General features: G+C 69.0%; 20 protein-coding genes. 11 read left to right on the forward strand and 9 right to left on the reverse strand.

Annotated elements, in window-relative coordinates:
* Window positions 1-225 (reverse strand): hypothetical protein (locus KBI44_12610; protein MBP9145319.1); only part of this gene is annotated, 225 nt, incomplete at its 3' end.
* A 291-nt stretch (window positions 226-516) separates the two neighbouring features.
* Here KBI44_12610 and KBI44_12615 point away from each other — a divergent pair.
* Complete coding sequence (locus KBI44_12615; GenBank protein ID MBP9145320.1) at window positions 517-1,233, forward strand: hypothetical protein; 717 nt, start codon at window positions 517-519, stop codon at window positions 1,231-1,233.
* Window positions 1,234-1,284: 51 nt separating this feature from the next.
* Here the strand turns inward: KBI44_12615 and vsr are convergent, their stop codons facing one another.
* From vsr to KBI44_12630, 3 genes are all read right to left on the reverse strand, one after another.
* Window positions 1,285-1,659 carry a DNA mismatch endonuclease Vsr gene (gene vsr / locus KBI44_12620; protein ID MBP9145321.1) on the reverse strand — a complete coding sequence of 125 codons (375 nt, stop codon included), beginning with the start codon at window positions 1,657-1,659 and terminating at the stop codon, window positions 1,285-1,287.
* Window positions 1,660-1,716: 57 nt separating this feature from the next.
* Entirely contained in the window at window positions 1,717-2,850 is a 1,134-nt protein-coding gene (gene dcm / locus KBI44_12625; GenBank protein MBP9145322.1) for a DNA (cytosine-5-)-methyltransferase, read from the reverse strand.
* Between the two features lie 95 nt (window positions 2,851-2,945).
* On the reverse strand, window positions 2,946-3,899 hold the full coding sequence (locus KBI44_12630) for a radical SAM protein (protein ID MBP9145323.1): 954 nt from the start codon (window positions 3,897-3,899) through the stop codon (window positions 2,946-2,948).
* A 54-nt stretch (window positions 3,900-3,953) separates the two neighbouring features.
* Here KBI44_12630 and mutM point away from each other — a divergent pair, with 54 nt between their 5' ends.
* The 5 genes from mutM to KBI44_12655 all read left to right on the forward strand — a co-directional run bounded on the left by mutM (window position 3,954) and on the right by KBI44_12655 (window position 6,691).
* Window positions 3,954-4,775 carry a bifunctional DNA-formamidopyrimidine glycosylase/DNA-(apurinic or apyrimidinic site) lyase gene (mutM, locus tag KBI44_12635; protein ID MBP9145324.1) on the forward strand — a complete coding sequence of 274 codons (822 nt, stop codon included), beginning with the start codon at window positions 3,954-3,956 and terminating at the stop codon, window positions 4,773-4,775.
* 42 nt (window positions 4,776-4,817) lie between these two features.
* Entirely contained in the window at window positions 4,818-5,171 is a 354-nt protein-coding gene (locus KBI44_12640) for a hypothetical protein (GenBank protein ID MBP9145325.1), read from the forward strand.
* A gap of 37 nt (window positions 5,172-5,208) precedes the next feature.
* Window positions 5,209-5,841, forward strand: a complete 633-nt coding sequence (udk, locus tag KBI44_12645; protein MBP9145326.1) for a uridine kinase — start codon at window positions 5,209-5,211, stop codon at window positions 5,839-5,841.
* A gap of 71 nt (window positions 5,842-5,912) precedes the next feature.
* Window positions 5,913-6,275, forward strand: coding sequence for a hypothetical protein (locus KBI44_12650; protein MBP9145327.1), 363 nt, complete (start codon window positions 5,913-5,915; stop codon window positions 6,273-6,275).
* The gene (locus KBI44_12655) at window positions 6,272-6,691 is read left to right on the forward strand and encodes a nitrous oxide-stimulated promoter family protein (protein ID MBP9145328.1); all 420 of its coding nucleotides are present in this window, start codon (window positions 6,272-6,274) and stop codon (window positions 6,689-6,691) included. Before KBI44_12650 ends, KBI44_12655 begins: the two co-directional genes overlap by 4 nt.
* On the opposite strand, the gene KBI44_12660 is transcribed toward KBI44_12655, so the two are convergent.
* Window positions 6,681-8,456, reverse strand: coding sequence for an SLC13 family permease (locus KBI44_12660; GenBank protein MBP9145329.1), 1,776 nt, complete (start codon window positions 8,454-8,456; stop codon window positions 6,681-6,683). The two genes, KBI44_12655 and KBI44_12660, sit on opposite strands and share 11 nt — an antisense overlap.
* A gap of 141 nt (window positions 8,457-8,597) precedes the next feature.
* On the opposite strand from KBI44_12660, the gene KBI44_12665 reads away from it, so the two are divergent.
* From KBI44_12665 to KBI44_12680, 4 genes are all read left to right on the forward strand, one after another.
* Window positions 8,598-9,011 (forward strand): 6-carboxytetrahydropterin synthase, encoded by a 414-nt coding sequence (locus KBI44_12665; GenBank protein ID MBP9145330.1) that lies wholly within the window; start codon window positions 8,598-8,600, stop codon window positions 9,009-9,011.
* Window positions 9,011-9,937 carry a hypothetical protein gene (locus tag KBI44_12670; protein ID MBP9145331.1) on the forward strand — a complete coding sequence of 309 codons (927 nt, stop codon included), beginning with the start codon at window positions 9,011-9,013 and terminating at the stop codon, window positions 9,935-9,937. The genes KBI44_12665 and KBI44_12670 overlap by 1 nt, the downstream gene beginning before the upstream one ends.
* A 7-nt stretch (window positions 9,938-9,944) precedes the next feature.
* Window positions 9,945-10,655, forward strand: coding sequence for an O-methyltransferase (locus KBI44_12675; GenBank protein MBP9145332.1), 711 nt, complete (start codon window positions 9,945-9,947; stop codon window positions 10,653-10,655).
* Window positions 10,656-10,733: 78 nt separating this feature from the next.
* Window positions 10,734-12,845, forward strand: coding sequence for a hypothetical protein (locus KBI44_12680; protein MBP9145333.1), 2,112 nt, complete (start codon window positions 10,734-10,736; stop codon window positions 12,843-12,845).
* A gap of 55 nt (window positions 12,846-12,900) precedes the next feature.
* Here the strand turns inward: KBI44_12680 and KBI44_12685 are convergent, their stop codons facing one another.
* Both KBI44_12685 and KBI44_12690 read right to left on the reverse strand, forming a co-directional pair.
* On the reverse strand, window positions 12,901-13,536 hold the full coding sequence (locus tag KBI44_12685; protein ID MBP9145334.1) for a thioredoxin family protein: 636 nt from the start codon (window positions 13,534-13,536) through the stop codon (window positions 12,901-12,903).
* A 37-nt stretch (window positions 13,537-13,573) separates the two neighbouring features.
* Window positions 13,574-14,719, reverse strand: a complete 1,146-nt coding sequence (locus tag KBI44_12690) for a hypothetical protein (GenBank protein MBP9145335.1) — start codon at window positions 14,717-14,719, stop codon at window positions 13,574-13,576.
* Between the two features lie 94 nt (window positions 14,720-14,813).
* On the opposite strand from KBI44_12690, the gene KBI44_12695 reads away from it, so the two are divergent.
* Window positions 14,814-16,280, forward strand: coding sequence for a DUF4388 domain-containing protein (locus KBI44_12695; protein ID MBP9145336.1), 1,467 nt, complete (start codon window positions 14,814-14,816; stop codon window positions 16,278-16,280).
* A gap of 31 nt (window positions 16,281-16,311) precedes the next feature.
* On the opposite strand, the gene KBI44_12700 is transcribed toward KBI44_12695, so the two are convergent.
* Entirely contained in the window at window positions 16,312-17,757 is a 1,446-nt protein-coding gene (locus tag KBI44_12700) for a hypothetical protein (GenBank protein MBP9145337.1), read from the reverse strand.
* Window positions 17,754-18,872, reverse strand: a complete 1,119-nt coding sequence (locus KBI44_12705; GenBank protein MBP9145338.1) for a response regulator — start codon at window positions 18,870-18,872, stop codon at window positions 17,754-17,756. Before KBI44_12705 ends, KBI44_12700 begins: the two co-directional genes overlap by 4 nt.
* Window positions 18,873-18,876: the final 4 nt, after the last annotated feature.

Genomic DNA, 18,876 nt, shown 5'->3' on the forward strand with positions numbered 1-18,876 from the left:
GTAACGCCATTCGAAGCCGCGCAGCGCCGCCGGCGCCTCCGCGAGCCAGCGCTTCGCGGCCTGGGTGTCGTGGAGGCGCAAGTTCGCATCCGCCGCCGCGATGGCTGCCGCGTAGAGCCGCTCGTCGCCCGCGGAAGGTGCGGCCTGCGAGTGAGTTGGCTCGGCGGTGAGCAGGAACAGGAGTGCGGCGAGCAGAGCGAATTCCGAGGCGGGCGGGAGTCTCATGTCTTCTCCTCGAGGCTCGCGAGAGTCTACGTCCTCTGGTTCGGCGCGAGAGCGATCGACGGTCCACCCCCGCTGGAGTACTTCGGGAGGTCCGTTCCTTCATCGGGTATTCTTCGCCGAACGGGACCTCAACGGTGGAACGTCGCCCCAAGAATCGAGGGCAGCTTGATCGGACCTGAAGTAATTACTCGGACGATGTCCGTGCCCAGGCCAAGAGGGGCATCGGCTTCAGAGTGGCAGTATCACTCGAGGTCCGATCATCACAGCAAGGTCGCCTGTTGGACCGTCGCCGTGGACCTGCTCGGCGAGAGCGCGCTCATGCGCCAGCACGCCCAGGAAGGAAAGATCGTGCTGGGCGTCAATCTCGAGCTGCGCGACTTCAGAACGGGTCGAAAGAAGGACCTGGACTTGGTGATCGGGAAGCCCGCCCAGGACACTCCGACCACTGCTCGTTCGCTCGCGACGCTCGCCGATGACTACGGGCTCGTGCTCACCGCCAGTGAGAGAAATTGGGTCGAGAGCCTCCCGGACTTGAGCGAAGGTGTGGTGGGACCTGTCATGGTCGCCCTGGAAGCGAAAGCCGCGATGACGGAGCATTCGAAAGCTAGGCCCAGGTTGTATGACGAGTTGACCTCGAGTTTTTCGACTGTACTCGGCAACTCCTCCAACGCGCTCGCCGTGGGTCTCGTCATGGTGAATTTGGCCGACAGCTTTGTCAGTCCGGACTTGAACAAGGGCGGTAAGCGGCGGTCTGTAGTGTCCAAACACAATCAGCCGAAGGCCGCGGAGTCGGTTCTCGAGAAGGTCCGTGAACTCCCTCGCAGAACGGGCGATCAGCAACAGGGCTTCGATGGGCTTGCCGTTCTCATGGTGGAGTGCAGGAACGACGGCACGCCCATTCGCCTTGTGGCCACTCCTCCCGCACCGCAGGTAGGAGATGTGCTGAACTACAGAGGCATGATCGCGCGAGTCGCCCACGAATACGACGCTCGCTTCAGGAACACCTGACGCAGGTCCGGAGGCGAGTTGAGCGGTCGATCGATGGAGCGTCAGCCGACCCTAAGGTAGAACGCCTTCACTCCTGAGAAGCGAAGCAAGCAGGTCAGCGTTCCGGGTCTTACATTCCCAGACCGTGAGAACCTTCAGGCCCTTCTTCCGAAGTTCGCGGCATTTTTTCGAATCGCGCGCCCTATTTGCGGCAATCTTCGCGATCCAAAAGGCGCGGTTGCCCTTCGGAACGGTGGCGCGCTTGCAGTTTCGATGACCGTGCCAGAAGCAGCCATGAACGAAGATCGCCCAGCCTTGGGCCAGATTGGAGAGATCCGGAGAACCCGGTAGCTTCGAGTTGTTGAGGCGGTAGCGCACTCCGGCCGCAGACACCACGCGGCGAACGGCAAGCTCTGGAGCGGTATCGCTTCGCCGCTGGCGCTTCATTCGCTCGAGAGCTCGAGCATCTGTCGCGGCAGGGCGGCGCTCAGTCACTAGCGGCTCTCAAGCTAGAGCGCGAATGTGGTCCCTCACTGCGTCGAGGAATCTGGGGGGAAAGCGCAGCGAGCTTCTTCCTGCTCTCTCCATGAAGCCGCTCGCCGCACGAACCGACAGCGGCGAGGTCGGGAACTGAAGGAATTTCGAGAGATCGGGGCTCTTCGAAGGTTCTGGCCAAGCTGAGGCTCCCGAGCGGAAGCGCTCGCCTCCGATTCCCCATGCGGACTTCGGCCATGGGGCGCCAGGAGTCAATTCCTGATCGACTGAATCGTCGTAAGGCAAAGGAGTCTTCAGCCTTCGGCCAATCCAGTTGGCAACGTCCACGGTGACGGCATTGCCGACCAGCTTCCACCTGTGTCCGGGTCGGGCGACACGCTCAGCAGGCGAGGTCCACCCCGGCTCGAACCCCTGAAGACGCTCGAGGTCGCGAATATCCGGCTTCGCGAGAGAACCGTTGGGAAAAATGATGGCCGGCGGTGAGGGGATCCCGACAGTCGAGCCCCCCTTGAGCGTCGGAACGGAGTTGAAGGCCCATCCCAGCCCCCTGAGCCCTTCTGTCCAGTAGAAGCCACAGGGAGCCTCCCACCAGTCCGTCCGCTCCAAGTCCATCGGAGGGCCGGAATCCTCGGACAACAGCACCGAACGGGGATCTCCCTCGAGCGATGCGAGGATATAGACACGCTCTCTCCGTTGAGGAATTCCCGTGAATCTGGAATCGACGACTCGATAGGCCCAGGAGTACCCGAGTTCCTCGAGGGATGCGACGATCTTCTCCAGAGCGCGCCCCCTCTGGAGCTGGAGCATGAAGGAGACATTCTCCAGCAGGACCCAGGGCGTGCGGCGTTTTCTGAGCAGGCGGAACACTTCGCCCACGAGGCCCGAACGCTCACCTTCGATTCCGAGAGTGCGGCCGGCTTGGCTGAGGTCCTGACAAGGGAAACCAGCGGTCAGGAGGTCGACACTCCTCGGCAGGGAAGCAATGGTGGTGACATCGGGCTCGAGTTGGACTCCTTCGAACCGCACCTTCAGGACCTCCTGGGCGCCGGGTTCGATCTCACAGAGAAGTGCCGTCGAATGGCCCGCACGGTGCATTCCGAGTTCGATGCCACCGATCCCGGCGAACAGCCCCGCGACCTTCATTCCAGCGGCTGATCCTTTCGCGATCGGCTTGACTGCTGGCTTGGGCAAGAGACTTCTCTGGGCAACCATGGGCTGGATCGCCATTCTAATCGACCTCAGGCGCGCGCCGCCTGGGCGCGGGGGAAGCCGTACTGGGTCCGCAGGCGGCGGAAGTTCACCAGCAGCTGCTCTTTGGCGCTGCCCTCGAGGTAATCGCTCTTCGCGTAGAGGCGCTGGTACATCCCCAGAAGGTGAGGGAACTCCGCCTTCAGCCAGGGGAAGAACTTGGCGCGGCTCGCCGGCTTGAGCGAGAGCGCCTGCTGGTGGACGTCGACCGCGCCGGCCGCCGCCGCGGCCTCGAAGAGCGGCTCGAGCTCGTACTCGCTGTCGTTGATCCCGGGCATCACCGGCATGCAGTTGACGGTCACCGCGATGCCCGCCTCGGCCAGGCGCTCGACGGCGCGCAGGCGGGCCTGCGGGTCGGGCGCCGCCGGATCGAGCTTCTTCGCCAGCTCGCGATCGAGGGTGGTGATCGACAGGTGAATCTCGATCGCGTGGCGGCGGTCGAGCTCCGCCAGCAGGTCGAGGTCCTTCAGGATCAGGGGCGACTTGGTGGTGATCGAGAGGTTGAGCCCCTCGACCCCGGAGAAGACCTCGAGCAGCGACCTGGTCACGCCGAAGTGCTTCTCCGCTGGCTGGTAGGGATCGGTCGCCGTGCCGATGGCGATCGTCTGTCCCCGCAGGTCGCGCTTGCGCAGCCGCTGGGTGAGTCGCTCGGCGGCGTTTCGCTTGACGAAGATCCGGCTCTCGAAGTCGTCCGGGCTGGTCGACTCGAAAAAGCCGTGGGTCGAGCGGGCGTAGCAGTAGACGCAACCGAACTCGCAGCCCCGGTAGGGATTGATCGTCCAGTCGAAGGGGAGAAGACTGGACTCCGACTTGTTGAGGATCTCGCGCACCAGGAGGTCGAAGTAATCGACCCCGGCACGGCGGCGCAGTGCCTCGGCATCCGGTGCCGGGCGTCCTGCCGCGGGGAGCATGGGAAAGAGCGGGAGGGTGGCTTCCTGGTACATTTACGCCTTTTTTACGCCATCCCGGAAAGTTTGTCAAGTTGGCAGAATGCGGCCATGCCCGAGCTGCCCGAGATCGAGGTCCTGAAACGCAGCCTCGAGCCCCGCCTGGTCGGCCGCCGGGTGCTCGAAGTCAGGGTCCATTCGCCGGCCCTGCGCGAGCCGCTCGACCGGAGCTCTCTCGAGAGCCTCGCCGGACGGCGGATCGTGCGCCTGTCCCGGCGGAGCAAATACCTCCTGCTCGAAGTCGAGCGCGGGGCGACGCTGGTCATCCATCTGGGCATGAGCGGCCGTCTGACGCTCGCCCCGGCGTCGGCCGAGCGCGAGGCGCACGAGCACCTGAGCCTGCGCCTCGACGACGCAGAGCGACTGCGGCTGCGGGATCCGCGTCGCTTCGGCCTCGCCTTCGTCGCGCCGACCCGGGAGATCGAGCTGGATCGCCACTTCCGCCACCTCGGGGCGGAACCGCTCGCTCCGGCGCTCACCGGTATCCAGCTCTCCGAGCTGGCGCGGGGGCGCCGCGGGCCGGTCAAGAGCTTTCTGATGGACGGGCGCCTCCTGGTCGGAGTCGGCAACATCTACGCCACCGAGGCGCTCTACCGCGCCGGTATCCATCCCGCCCGGTCGGTCGCCCGGATCGGGGCGGAGCGCTGGCAGAGGCTGGCGGACGCCGTCGTCGCGACTCTCGAACAGGCGATCACCGAGGGCGGCACGACGCTCAACGACTTCCGCGACGGTGCCGGGCGCGAGGGCGAGTTCCAGGAATCGCTCGCCGTCTACGGCCGCGCGGGGGAGGCCTGTCCGGCCTGTGGTGCCTCCCTGCGGCGCCTCGTCCAGGCCGGCAGGAGCACCTTCTACTGTCCGCGCTGTCAGCGGTAGAGTCGGCGCTCACGAATCGAGCCCGCATCTCCGGAGGTCGTCATGAAACCGCCCGTGCCCGGCCTGGCCGTCGTCCTGCTCTCGAGCTTCGCTCTCACCCTGGCACTCGGCACAGCGGGCGGCTGCGCCAAGCCGGCGGCGAAATCCGGCGAGCGCGAGGCTCCTTCGGAGTCCGAAAGCCCGGGCCCGGCTGGCAGCTCGAATGGCTCGACTGGCTCGGACGCCGCGCGCGAGCTCGACGAGAAGGCCGCAGGCTACGAGGAGCGCTTCAGGGAGATCCAGGAAAGCGACATGACCGCCGACCAGAAGGCGCAGGCGGCCGGCGAGCTCGTGGACGAGCAGCAGCAGACGATCCGCGAAGCGGAGGACGGCGCGACGAACGAATCGGAGGATTGAGCCGGGATCGGCCCGTCGTTGGATAGGATCCGGTGTCATGAGCGCGATGATCCTCGGAGTCGCCGGCGGGACCGGTTCGGGCAAGACCACGGTGGCGCGAGAGATCCTCGAAGCGGTCCGGCCGGACAGGATCGCTTTCCTCGCCCAGGACAACTACTACCGCGACGTCGACTGGGAGAGCCCAGAGCAGCTCCTGGCGTACAACTTCGATCACCCGGACGCCATCGACACGCCGCTCTTCGTGGAGCACCTGCGCGCCCTGAAGGCCGGCTGCGCGGTCGAGCTCCCGGTCTACGACTTCGTGAGCCATCGCCGCACGGCGGTGTCGCGGCGGATCGAGCCGCGGCCGGTCGTGCTGGTGGAGGGGATCCTGCTCTTCGCCGAACCGGAGATCCGGGCGCTGCTCGACTTCAAGGTCTTCGTCGACACCGATTCCGACGTCCGTCTCGTGCGTCGCATCCGGCGCGACCTCACCGAGCGCGGTCGGGCGGTCGGGGACGTCCTGCGCCAGTACATGGGCACCGTGCGCCCGATGCACCTCGAGTTCGTCGAGCCCTCCAAGCGCTACGCCGACGTGATCGTGCCGGAAGGCGGCGAGAACCGCGTCGCCCTCGAGATGGTCGTGGCGCGCGTCGAGCAGCTCCTGGTGCCGGCCGAATCCCGGGTCTGAGGCGCGAGGAGCCCGCCGGACCCTGACCGGCGTCATACGAACCCGGCGCGGCTGCTGATCCAATACCGGTCATGAGGCACCTCCTGCTCCTTCCGATCGTCCTCTCCGCGCTGACCCTGGGCGCGCACCTCCTGCGCGGCGGTCTTCTCCCGCTCGCGCTCGTGGCCGTCGCGCTGCCGCTCCTCCTCATGCCCCGTTCCGACACTGCACTGCGCATGCTGCAGGGGCTGCTGCTTCTCGGCGCCGTCGAGTGGTTGCGGACCCTCCTCGTCATCCTCGAGCAGCGGCGTTCCTTGGGTCAGCCCTGGCATCGTCTGGTGGTGATTCTCGGAGCGGTGGCGCTGGTGACGGCGTTCTCGGCTCTCGCCGCCGGCCTGTGGCAGAGCCGCAGAGCAGTCGGGCGGCGCTCTGGCATCCCGGCGGAGGCCGCATGAACCGGCTCGAGGAGGGACGCCTGCGCCGCGAGTGGCGCACCCTCGACGCGATGATCGCGATCGCCTGCCGCGGCCGCGATCACGAGCGCGCGGCGGGCGGCCGAAGAGCGCTCTGCCCGGACTGCGCGGAGCTGCGCGCCTACGCCGAACAGCGACTCCTGCGCTGCCCATTCGGGGAGAAGAAGCCGACCTGCAACAACTGCCAGGTGCACTGCTACCGCCCCGAGATGCGCCAGCGGGTACGCGAAGTGATGATCTTCGCCGGGCCGCGCATGCTCCTGCGTCACCCGGTGCTCGCACTCCTTCATCTGGTGGTCGACGAGCGCCGCCCGGCGCCGCCGAAACCGGCACGGAACCCGCAGCGCCCCGCGACCCCGCCGACCGCTCCCGTCGGCTGCGAGACTCTCAGCCGCTGAACGGCCAGATCACCGGCAGCAGTAGGCTCGCGAGGACCCAGAACAGCAGGTTCAGCGGAATGCCGGCGACGAGGAAGTCCTTGTAGCGATAGTTGCCGGCGCCGTAGATCATGGCGTTCGTCTGGTATCCGATGGGGGTGACGAAGCCGTTCGAGGCCGCGAAGGCGACGGCCATGAGGAATGGCCGGCTGTCGACGCCGAGCGCGGTCGACGTGGCGAGCGCCACCGGTACCATCAGCACCGCGGTCGAGGCGTTCGAGAGGACTTCCGTGAGCACCATCGTCACGAAGTAGAGAAGGGCCAGGGCTGCCCAGGGGCCCAGGTCGCCGCCCCGGACCGCGATCCACTCCCCGAGCTCCCTCGCGAGGCCGGCCCGCTCCACGGCGATGCCCAGCGGCAGAGTCGCCGCGAGCAGGAAGTAGACCGACCAGTTGACCGAACGATAGACGCGCTGGATGCGCACCACCCGGGTCACAAGGAGAGCGACGATCGCCACGAGGGCCGCTTTGAGAAGTGGCACGTCGAAGAAGGTAGCGGCGACGATCGTCCCGACGAGCGCCGCGGCGTGAAGCCACCAGCGCGAATGCAGTCGCAGCCGCAGGTCGACCTCCTGGAGCGGCAGGAAGTCGTCGAGCTTGTAGAGCTGCTCGACGCTCCTCCGGGGGCCGAAGACGAGCAGCGTGTCCCAGCGCTTGAGCGGAATGAGCGATAGTTTCTCGCGGATCAGCTCGCCGGTGCGCGAGAGCGCGAGGACGAAGGCGCCGAATCGCCGCCGGAAGTCGATCTCGCGGAGCGAAGTGCCCTCGAGCGTCGACGACGGCGAGAGCTGCATCTCGGCGAGGACGTTGTCCTCGTCGGAGAGGTTGGCGTCCGAGAGCTTGATGTCCGAGAGCAGCAGGAGCTGCTGCTGCTCCTTGAACTGCACGATGTCGGCCATGGTGCCGCGGACGATGAGGATGTCTTCGGGCGCGAGCGGGGTGTTGCGCAGATCGAAGGCGATCTTCTTCGTGCCGCGGAGAATCTCGAGCACGTTCAGGTGGTAGCGATCGCTGATCTCCTCGTCGACCACCGTACGTCCGACCAGCCGCGAGGCCGCCGGTACCTTCACCTCGGTGAGGAAAGTCGTGAGCTGGTACTTGGAGGTCAGGCTCGTGGCGTCGCCGCGCTCGGGGAGGTAGCGTACGAGCAGGGCGTTGTAGAGCATGCCGCAGCCGAAGAGGACGATGCCCATCGGGAAGAGCTCGAACATGCCGATCGCCGGCAGCCCGCGGGCCTCGGCGAGCGACGACACCAGGATGTTGGTGGAGGTTCCGACGAGCGTGCAGGTGCCGCCGATCACCGCGGCGTAATTGAGTGGCAGGAGGAGCTTCGAGGGCCCCTTGCGGTGCTGCTTGGCGATCTGGATCGCCACCGGCAGGAACATCGCCACCGCCGCCGTGTTGTTGATGAACATCGAGAGGGCGCCGCAGACGACGAGCAGCAGCGCAACCGACCGCCCCCACGAGCCGCCGGCCAGGCGGCTGATGCGATGCCCGACCTGTGCGATCAGGCCGCTGTCGGTGACCGCCTCGGAGAGGATCATCATGAACAGCACGGTGATCACCGCCGTGTCGGAGAAGCCCGAGATCCCTTCCGTGAGGCTGACCTGGCCGGTGACGAGGAGGGCCGCCAGCAGAGTGAGCGCGACGACGTCGACCGCCAGCCACTCGAACGCCGATGCGACGAGCATGAAGACCAGCAGCACGAGTACGATCGTCGTCGCCATGGGGATCGAGGACGAAGTCTAACAGCGCCCATTCAGCGCGCAGGCCGGCTGCAGAGGCCCGAGGCGAGCGGGCGAGGGCTGCGCACGTCACAGGCAGGGCTTCGATCGACCGGGGTCTCCGGGGTCGCCAGGATTGCAGGGATGGGTCCGACCGACTACGATTTACGGGTGGCCCGCTATCGCCTCGACGTCCACGCCGCCTTCGAAGCGGCGCACCACCTGCTCTCCTATCGCGGCGGGAAAGAGCCGTCGCACGGCCACAGCTGGCGGGTCTCGATCGAAATCGTCGCGTCCGGGCTCGACAGCGAGGGGATGGCGTTCGATTTCGTCGCCGCGCGCGGCGCGCTGATGGAGCTCGCCGCGCGCTTCGACCACCGAGACATCAATACCGTGCCGCCCTTCGACTCGCTGAGCCCGACGACCGAGGCCCTGGCCACCTGGTTTTGCGAGCAGATGCAGCAGCGGCTGCCGACGGCGCGAATTCGCTCGGCGACCGTCTGGGAGGGCCCGAACTGCAGCGCCACCTACTATCCCGACGGCGAGAGCGGGTCGTGATGCGCGCCCTTCTCCGGAGCCTGCTACTCCTTCCGTGTCTCGCTCTTTCGGCCTGTCGCGGCGCCGGCGAACCGGTGGCCGAGCTCACGGTGACGCCCGCCGCGCTGGAGCTCGAGCTGGGCTCTTTCGTCGAGCTCGGGTTGCGGATCGTCCCGCTGACGGACCTCGAGGCGGGTGTCGCGCCGCAGGTCTTCCTTCACCTGGTGGACGAGCCGGGCTCGGTCCTGCGTACTTTCGACCATCGGCTTCCCGGCGAGTTCCGCAAGGGCCAGGAGATCGCCTACCGCGTCCGCATCCACCAGTCGGCGGTCGCGGAGCCGCTGGCTCCCGGGCGTTACACGCTCACGGCGGGGCTGCACGACGGCGCCGGCGGCCGTTTCCCGTTGCAGGGCTCGAGCGTCGAGATCGCCCGGCTCGAATACGCCGTCGCGACCGTCGATGTGCCGGAGTCCTCGCCGTCGGTACCCGCGATCCGCTTCTCGCCGAGCTGGCTGCCGGTCGAGCCCGGGCGGGACCGCCAGATCGTCGCCCGCCGGCCGCTGGCGGGCGCCGGGCCCGGGACGTTCCAGATCGGTCCGTTGCAGGGGCCGGGAGAGATTCTGCTGCGTCTCGGCCTGCCAGTCCCGGCGAGTGGCAGGCTCGAACGTACTTCCGACGAGTCGACCTCCAAGATCCGGCTGCGCTCCTCCTGCGGCGACTTCCAGGCGGAGTTGCCGGGCGAGCCGGGGGCCGACGGCGCCGCTGTCGAGCTCCTCATTCCGGTGCCGGCGACCGTTCAGCCGGTCGAATGCGACATCCGGATCGAGCCCAACTTCCTCGTGCGCACGGGGGACCAGTCCGAGTCGCGGTCGGTCAGCATCGAGCTCCTGGCCTGGCGGGCCGGAGTCTCCGATGAGGCCGCGCCGAGCCGGAACGATCCCGAGTGACCCCCCGATGACTGCCAAGGACCGTCCCGCGAAGACACGGCGCGCGCCCTCGCCGATCCTGCGCCCGGCGCAGGCAAAATATCTCGAGACGCTGCGCCCGTTCCGCGATGCGCTCGTCGCGGAGATGGAGAAGTACGCCGCCGAGAACGACATTCCGATCGCCCTGCCGGACCTCGGGCGCCTGCTCGAGGCTCTTGCCGGGAGCCGCCCCGCCGGACGCATTCTGGAGATCGGGGCGGCGATCGGCTACGGGACGCTGCGTCTGGCGCGCGGCGCCCGCGAAGGCAAGGTCGTCACGATCGAACGCGATCCGGCGCGAATTGCCGTCGCTCGCCAGTACCTCGAGACCGGCGGGGTGCTGTCGCGGGTCGAGCTGCTCGAGGGCGAGGCTCTGGAGGTCCTGCGCGGGGTGCGCGGACCGTTCGACCTGGTCTACATCGACGGCGACAAGCGCGACTACCGGCGCTGCCTCGACCTGACGCTGCCGCTGCTCGCGATCGGCGGCTACGTCGTCGTGGACAATCTCCTCTGGCACGGCTCGATCGCCGACCCGAAGCTGCTCACCGAGGGCGACACCGACGCCCGCGAGATCGAGCGCTTCAACCCCTACTTCATGATTCACCCGCAGCTCTCGACCGTCCTGCTGCCGCTGGGTGACGGCGTCGGCCTCGGCGTCAAGAAGAAGATGACGATCCGCGAGATGGGCGGCCCGTTCTAGACCCCGAAAGCCTCCGTGCGGGAAGCCCCTCGACGATCGGCTAGAGTCGGTGCGCAGCCCTCGCAGTCAGGAGTTCCGATGACCCATCGAATTCTCAGCGGTCTCGCCGCTCTGGTCCTGCCCGCTGCCGCCCTCGTCGCCGAGCCGGCGGCACCCGCACTCGATCCTTCCGCGCTCGGCGCGGCGATCGAGCAGCCCGCCGTCGTGCGTGAGATCCCGCTCGGCGCGACGCTCGCACTGGGCCACGGCGAGCTCCGTGTCCAGCCCGGGGCCAAGGTCTATCTGCTCGGTGCGGACGGAGTGGCGTGCGGGTTCTGGATCAAGGGGCCGGCGGCGTTCACCTATCGCATTCCGGACCGTTTCTCCGATCCGGTCGCAGCGCGCAACCTGAAGTCGGCCTCCAGTCTCGTCGCGACGCGCGCGGGGGGTGTCCTGCAGGTCGAGCTGAACCTCGAGGAGGCGGTCGTCTGGAGCTGGGATCTCCTGTCGACGAACCCGCCGGCCGAGGGCGAGAAGCTGCCGATTCCGTTCTCCCCCTGGGCGACCTCGGTGCTCGAGAAGCTCCTCTCCGGAAACCCGGCGCGCGATCTCTCGCTCGTCCGCGCGAATGGCGGCAAGGGCTACGTCCACGCTCTGTTGCGCAGCGACAAGGGTGTTTTCGCGCTCGATGCGGATCCGCGCCCCAATGCCCGGATCGAGAGCCTGACCGAGCTCGAATCCCTGCCGGCGCCGTACGGCGATCTGTCCGGCCGGCTGCGGCAGCGGCGTCTGGTCACCCAGCCGTCCGCGGGGAGAAACTGGTGGGATCTGGTCGAGCCTCCCTTCTCGGTGCCGGAGGTGAGCTCGGAGATCGTCAATGATGCCGGCACGCACGTGAGCGTCACCGCGCGCAGCAAGGTCGTCTCGGCGAGCGCGGCGCTACGTCTGTTGTCGTTCGGCATCGACGAGTACGTCTACGACAAGGACGACCGCATTCACGCTGTTCGCCTCAACCGGGTCCTGGTCGATTCCCAGCCCGCCCCGCACCGCTTCTATCGCGGCGACCTGCTCGTCGCCCTCCCGCGCCCTCTCGCCAAAGGCGAGTCGGTTCTCGTCGAGACGGTGATCGAGGGCGAGTTCGCCCAGCGACCGGGCGGCGACAACTACTTCGACCTCGGCATGGGGCAGATCTCGCCGGCCCCCGGCGACGGTGCGAGGGACTACGCCGCCTTCGACATCCGGGTCGAGGTCCCGAAGCCGCTCGTTCCGTTCGCCTCCGGCGAGACCCAGGAGACCGGCTCGACCGACAGCACGAACTGGCTCCGCTCGCGGCTCGCGGGGGCGTTCCGTTACCCGGTCGTTCTCGCCGGGAAGTATCAGTCGGTGACCGAGGAGCAGGATGGCTACAAGGCCGTCGTCTCCACGTACGCCCGGCCCAAGGAGGCCGCCGCCCGGCGCCTCGCCAAGAACTTCTTTGCCGCCAAGAGTTGCTACGAGACCTGGTTCGGCGTGCCCTACCCGTTCCGCGAGCTCGACATTCTGGAGATCAACGACTGGGGCTACGGCGTCGCACCGGCCGGGGTCATCTACATCACCAAGGAGGCGTTCAACAACGCCACCACGGCGCGCGCCACCGCTGGCGACGAGGACGAGGCGTTCCTCAACGCCGCGACCTCGCGCGGCATCAACGAGCGCTTCGCGCACGAGGTCGCGCACGGCTTCTTCCCGCACATCGTCCAGTTGGCGAGCAACCAGGACGGTTGGCTCTCCGAGAGCATCGCCGACTACGTCTCGGCGACCTGCATCCAGCGCACCAGCCCCAACGCCAAGGAGGGGCAGCGGCGCTTCGACCTCGCGCTGCGTGAGTGGAAGAACGGCGCCGGGACGCTCAAGCCGGGCGCGAGCATCTTTCTCGCCGGCGAGCTCGCCTTCGAAGACGTCGCCGACGGGATGGACCGGCAGAACCTCCTCTACGCCAAGGGTCCCCTCGTCCTGCACGCCATTCGTCGCGAGTTCGCGCGCATGAAGGGCGGCGCCGAGAAGGGTGACCCGCAGTTTTTCAGTTTCCTGCGCGCCCTGGTGCGCAACTTCACCTACAAGCCGATCGAGACCCGAACGCTGCCGGCGATCCTGCGCCAGATGACCGAGACCGACTGGCAGCCGTTCTTCGAGAAGTACGTCTACGGCACCGAAATGCCGCCGCTCGACTGACCGGCCTGGAGCGGGACAGCCCTCGCCAGGCCCCGGTCAGCCTGCGACGACCGCCTCAGTACTTGACCGAGCAGCCGACCGGCTTGGTGGTCGAGGGATCGGGACTCTTGCCGGCGGCGAGGGCGGTGAGGGCGGCATCGACATAGTTGACGTTCGCGGTCTCCGACCGGCTGTCGATCGCGCCGTTGTAGACCAGCTTGCCGCCGCCGTCGATGACGAACATGTGCGGCGTCGTCTTGGCTTCGTAGGCGCGCCCGGTGTCGCCCGAGGAGTCGTAGAGCACCGGATAGGCGATGCCGTTCTTCTGGTTGTACGCCTTGTGCGCCGTCGGCGCGACGAAATCGCCGTGCGTCCGGTTGGTGCTGTTGATCGCCAGCCAGACCACTTCCGGATGCGCCGCAGCGGTCGTCGACATGACGTTGCGCTCCGCGTAGTCGCGCGACACCGGACAGTTCGGGTTGATCCATTCGAGGACCACCGTCTTGCCGCGGAAGGCGGCGAGCGAGACGGTCTTGCCGTCCAGGTCCTGAAGCTCGAAGGCGGGAGCCGGCTGGCCGACCGCGAGCACCGCCCACGCCGCTTGCGGCAGGGCCAGGGCGGCGATGGCTGCGGCCGCAGCGACGACTGCCAGGGCGACCCCGGGCGACACTTTGAAGTTGAACCTGCGGGTGATTCGGGGAAACGATCTCATGCGGGCCTCCGTCGAAGGTGAACTGGGGCGTCGGACTTCAGGAGCGGCGTTGGCGCGAACGGTGGATCAGGAAGAAGACGAGAATGAGCCCGGCGACGAGCAAGGGGAGCACGAGCCCGGGGCGTAGACCCGACGAGGGTAGCGATTCCGAGGTGCGCAGGTGCGGGATCTTCACGCTCGCCGATCCCGCGAGCGCCACCGCAGAGGGCCTTTGTCCGGTCTCGACGTCGCCCGTTCCGGGGGCGCGCTCGAGGCCGGTCAGCGTCCAGGCGAAGGTCGTCGTCGCCGGCATCGGCTGGGTCTCGTCGAGCGGTCGGAACGTGACCCGGAAGAGGAGCCCGTCGTCCGAGCTCGAGATCTCCGGGCGCTCGAGCGCGAAAAACGGATGGACTTCGAAGAAGAGGTCCGGGCGAGCGGCGCGCAGCGAACCGCCGCTCGTCGCGAAGACGAGAACGAGCGACGAGGCCGGGCCCGGCTCCACCCGGACGCTCACCTGCGGCGCTCCGGCGACCGCCCCCGGCTCGCGCGGCAGGGCCTCACGGGCCGCCGTGAGTCGCGCGGCGGTGGCGAGCGCCTCGGCCCCGGTACCCTGGCGGACGGACTCGAGATCGAGCGTGAGGTCGGCGGTGTGGGGGATGCACTCCGCGCGGCAGACGAGATAGTCGAGCCGCGCCGAGACCGGTGGCAGACTCTCGCCGGAGAGGACCGGGAGTCCGGCCGAGAGCGGGTAGATCACGTGCCCTTCGTAGCCGAAGCTCACGAGGCCGCCCGGCAGGTCGTAGCGCTGCGGCGCGGGGAAGAGGAGCTGGGCGCCGGCGAGCGCGGGCGTCCCCGAGAGGTCGAGGCGCGGCGGGTAGCCGGCGTCGCCGCTGTTCTTCCAGTAGACGTGCCAGCCGGGCTCGAGCTCGAACTCGAGCCCGAGCTCGATCTCTCCGACGGGATCTCCCGCGCCGGTGCCAGCGGCTCCAGTGGCTCGAGTCGCTCCAGTCGCTCCAGTCGGCCCAATACCCGCCGCGATCAGCCGCGCGCGCGCCTGCCCGTTCGCGACCCAGGGTCCGGTGGCCCCCGACATCGCGCCGGCCTCACGAGCTGCTTCGGCTGGAAGGGCTGCGGCGCCGAGCAGCGGCAGTCCGGCGAGAAGCGCCAGGGCCAGTCCCGAATCCCGCATTCCGATCAACTTCATTCTCTCTCTCCTACGTGGCGAGCCGTCCAAAGGTTGGTCCGGCGTGGCCCGGATCTCCACGCCTAGTCTACGCGGGGTGTAGAGTGGGGGGTCGATGTCGATCTCCGGCAGCCTCGAGGACGTCGCGGTCGGCGATGTCCTGCAGTTCATCCATCTCGGCAAGCGCACCGGGACGCTCGAGCTCGAGCGCGACGGCGAGCACGCCCGTTTCGGCTTCAAGGAGGGGGCGCTGGTCGCGGCGCGGGCTCCCGGCGCGCCACGCCTGGGCGAGCTGCTCGTGCAGCGGGGCTTCCTCGATGCCGCCGCCCTCGCGGGGGCGATGGCGCGACAGTCCGACGGCGCGAGCCGCCGGTCGCTCGGCCGTCTGCTCGTCGAAGGCGGCCTGTTGCGCCGCGAGGAGCTCGAGAGCGTCGTCCGGCTGCAGCTCGAGCTCGCGGTCGAACAGGTCTTCCGGTGGGAGCGCGGCAGTTTCGATTTCGCCCTCGACGAGATCAAGCCGATCGACGAGATCGGCACGGAGGACTTCGACCTCGACCCCGCGGGCGGACTCGCCTCGAACGTCGTCCTGCTCGAAGCGGCGCGGATCTTCGACGAGCGCGACCGCCTCGGTGTCGCGCGGACGCTCGGCGAGGCGTCGGACGACGCCTTCGATGGCCTCATCGACGAAGAGGTCGGGACCTTCGCCGGCCCCGTCATCCGGGTTCTGTCGCCGGATCGAGAGTTCATCCGGCAGCTGCGGCTCGCCGTCGGCGGCCGCGCCACCCTGCGCCGGGTAACACTCGCCCGGGCCGCCGACGCTCCGGAGGAAGAGGACTCCGACATCCTGCTCATCGACGCCCGGGCCGAGGCTCTCGATGCCGAGCTCCTGGGGACGGTCCGGGAGGCTCGGCCCGAGGCGCGGCTCGTCGTACTGGTCGACTCGAACTCCACCATGCAGATCGCCTACCGCCACGGCGCGGTCGCCGCCGTTCCGGCCGAGCTCGAAACCGTGAGCGCCTGCCTGGCCAATCTGCTCGATACTCCGACGGCCCGCCGCGAAGGCAGCGAAGGCCGGGGCGAGCCGGGGTTGCGGCGCCTGCAGCGGGTCTTCGGCGACCTGAAATCGGGGCTCGCCAGCGCCACGGTAGCGCTCAATCTCATGCAGCTGGTCTCGGAATCTTACGAGCGTGCCGTGATCTTCCTGGTCAAGCGCGACCGGCTCGCGCCGCTCGGCGCCTTCGGCTTCGCCCGCAACGGCAGCCCGTTGGCGAACGCCGTCCGTCGCCTCGAGATCGTGCCGGGCGGGCTGCTGCAGGAGGCGCTCGCCACCTCCCAGGTGCGCACCGCGACCTTTCAGAACGCCCAGCTGCCGGCCGCTCTCGAGGCGATTCTCGGCGCGCCGGCGAACGACCAGGTCGTCGTCTTTCCGGTGGCGGGCAGCGAACGCGTCATCGCCGCCGTCTACGCCGACAACGGCACGACGCAGCGTCCGCTGCGCGACGTCGAGCTGCTGGAGGTCGCGGCGGAGCAGGTCGGCATCGCCTTCGAGAACGAGCTGCTGCGCCGCCAGCTCGCGCGCTGACCGCGCCGGCGCCCCGGGGTCAGAATCCGGGTCAGCCGGTGGGGTAGCGGGGATCCAGCTGGGCGCGTGCCAGGCGGAGTGTCTCGGGCAGTCCCGGCAACAGCCGTCCGTCGAGCAGCGGAAGATGGCGCCCGCCGCCGCGTTCGAGCGTCGCGACGACGTCGCGAATCTGGCGCAGGGCGAGCTCCCCTTTTCCGGCGCGCCGCAGGCATGAGGCCAGACGGAAGCGCACCTGGGGCAGCTCCGGCTCGAGGTAGAGCGCCGCTCGGAAGGCGTCCGCCGCCGCGTCGGCGCGGCCGGCGAGATCGTGGACGAGACCCGCGAGCACGTGCGCTGCGGGATCGGCCGGGTCGCCCGAGAGCGCGAGCTCGACCTCGCGACCGGCCGCCTCGACCCGATCCGACTCCAGGTGCCCGATCGCCGCCAGCAGGCGCTCGGCGGTGGACGGGGCGCCGGGCGGTATCGGCGGCGTCTGGACCAGAGAAGTGTCCGCTGCGGGCCGTGCGGCTGTCGCCGCAGAAGCAGCGCTCGCGCTGCGCGCGCTCCGGAGGGCCGGGCTCGTTGGGGCGGCTGTTGTTTCGGCAGCGTCGGCCGCGCGGGCGGCAGAGCGGACGGGCACCCGCGACCTTCCGGCCCCCGCCCTGCCTTGCCCGGCGGTCGCTTCCTCGTCCGGCAGGCGGTAACAGAAGCAGCCCCCGAGATCGACCGCGCGCAACGTCTCCTGCACCCGCCAGAGGGTCTCGGAGCCGCCGAGGAACAGGGCGCCGGGGCGTGCCAGCCGGCGCGCCGCTTCGGCGACGACGTCGGCCTGCAGCTGCTGGCGAAAGTAGATCAGGACGTTGCGCAACAGGATGAGGTCGAAGGCGGGCTCCTCCAGGCGGTAGGGGAGGCGCGAGAGGTTCATCTGGCGGTAGTCGATCCGGGCTCGCAGACGCGCATCGAGCTCGTACAGAGGCCCCTGGCGCGTGAACGACGCGGCGAGCATCTTCGCCGGGACGCCCGCCACGGCGCGCTCGCCGTAGATCCCGCGGCGCGCGTGGGCGAGCGCCTCGGGGTCGAGATCGGTCGCCAGGATCCGCCAGTCCCAGCCGGCGAGGAGCGGCGACTCGCCGAGCACCAGCGCGAGCGTCGCCGGCTCTTCGCCGGCCGCGCAGGCGGCGCTCCAGCAGCGCAGGCGGCGCGTGCCCGAGCGGGCGAGGACGAGCTCGGGTAGAAGTACGTCGCGAATCCGGTCCCACTGCAGCGGCACACGAAAGAAGGTCGACTCCTTGATCGTCAGCAGCGTCGCGAGCGTCTCCCATTCCCCCGGAAGCTCGCCCTCGGCGAGCGCCTGAACGTACCCGGCCAGATCGGCATGGCCGGTCACCCGGCAGCGGCGCTCCGCAGCCTCGCGCAGGAAGGGCAGCCGGCCCTCCGGAAGCTCGTTCCCGGTCTCGCGCCGGACGAGTGCGGCGAGCTCGAGGACGGCGCGGATCATCGCGTCTCCCGCAAGCGCCGGGCGATCTCCCCCCCGATCGCCGAGGGCGCGGCGACGAGCTCCGCGGCTCCGAGCTCGATCGCCGCCCGCGGCATGCCGAAGACTGCCGAGCTCGCCTCATCCTGGGCAAAGCAGAGCGCCCCCGCCGTGCGCAGCTCGCGCAGGCCGTTGGCGCCGTCGGTCCCCATGCCGGTCAGCAGTACCGCCACCCCGCGCGAGGCGGCGCCGCGCGCAAGAGAATGAAACAGCTCGTCGGCCGACGGCCGGTGCCCGCGACGGGGCGGCGTGACGTCGTCGAGCTCGAGGCGCCCGTCCGGCCCCAGTCGCAGATGGACGCCGCCGGGTGCGATGCGCACCGCTCCCGGGCCCGGCAGCTCACCGGCGAGGGCGATCCGCACGTCGAGTCCGAGGGTGGAGGCGAGCCACTCCGCGAGGCCGGTCTCGAAGCCGCTCGCGATGTGCTGGACGATGAGGATCGGGAACGGCGCCGGCGCCGGGAGGTTGGCGAGCAGATCGCGCACGGCCGCCGGCCCGCCGGTCGAGGCGCCGATCGCCAGCCAGGAGACCTCGCGGCCGGACCGGGGTCGGGGCGCGGCCGGAGAACTCGGACCCGGCGCGGCGAGAGGATCGAGAGGAGGCAAGGGATGCGACGGAGGCAGATGCGGGAGCCGCTGTTCCGGCGCGGCGGGCACCGCCGGCAACTTCGCCGCGCTCGCGGCGCGGACCACGGCCGGCAGCGTCTCGGCCAGGAGGCGCCAGCTCTCCGGATCGTCGGGTTTCGGCAGGAGCTCGACCGCGCCGGAACCGAGCGCCTGAAAGGCCGCACGCACTTCGGCGCGATCGGCCCGCGAGGTGAGCAGGATCGCCGGCACCGGACGCCCGCGCCCGAGGCGCGCGAGAACTCCGAAGCCGTCGAGCTGCGGCATCACGATGTCGAGCAGGAGGACATCGGGCCGCAGACGCTCGACGAGATCGACGGCGGTTTCGCCGTCGGCCGCTTCGCCGATGACCTGGATGCCCGGCGCGCGGGCGAGGAGACGTCGCAGGACGGCGCGCACCGACGACGAGTCGTCGACGATGACGACCGTGACCTTGCCTGGGGTGGCGGACGGCACTCGA

It is taken from the genome of Thermoanaerobaculia bacterium (assembly GCA_018057705.1).
Taxonomy (GTDB): domain Bacteria; phylum Acidobacteriota; class Thermoanaerobaculia; order Multivoradales; family JAGPDF01; genus JAGPDF01.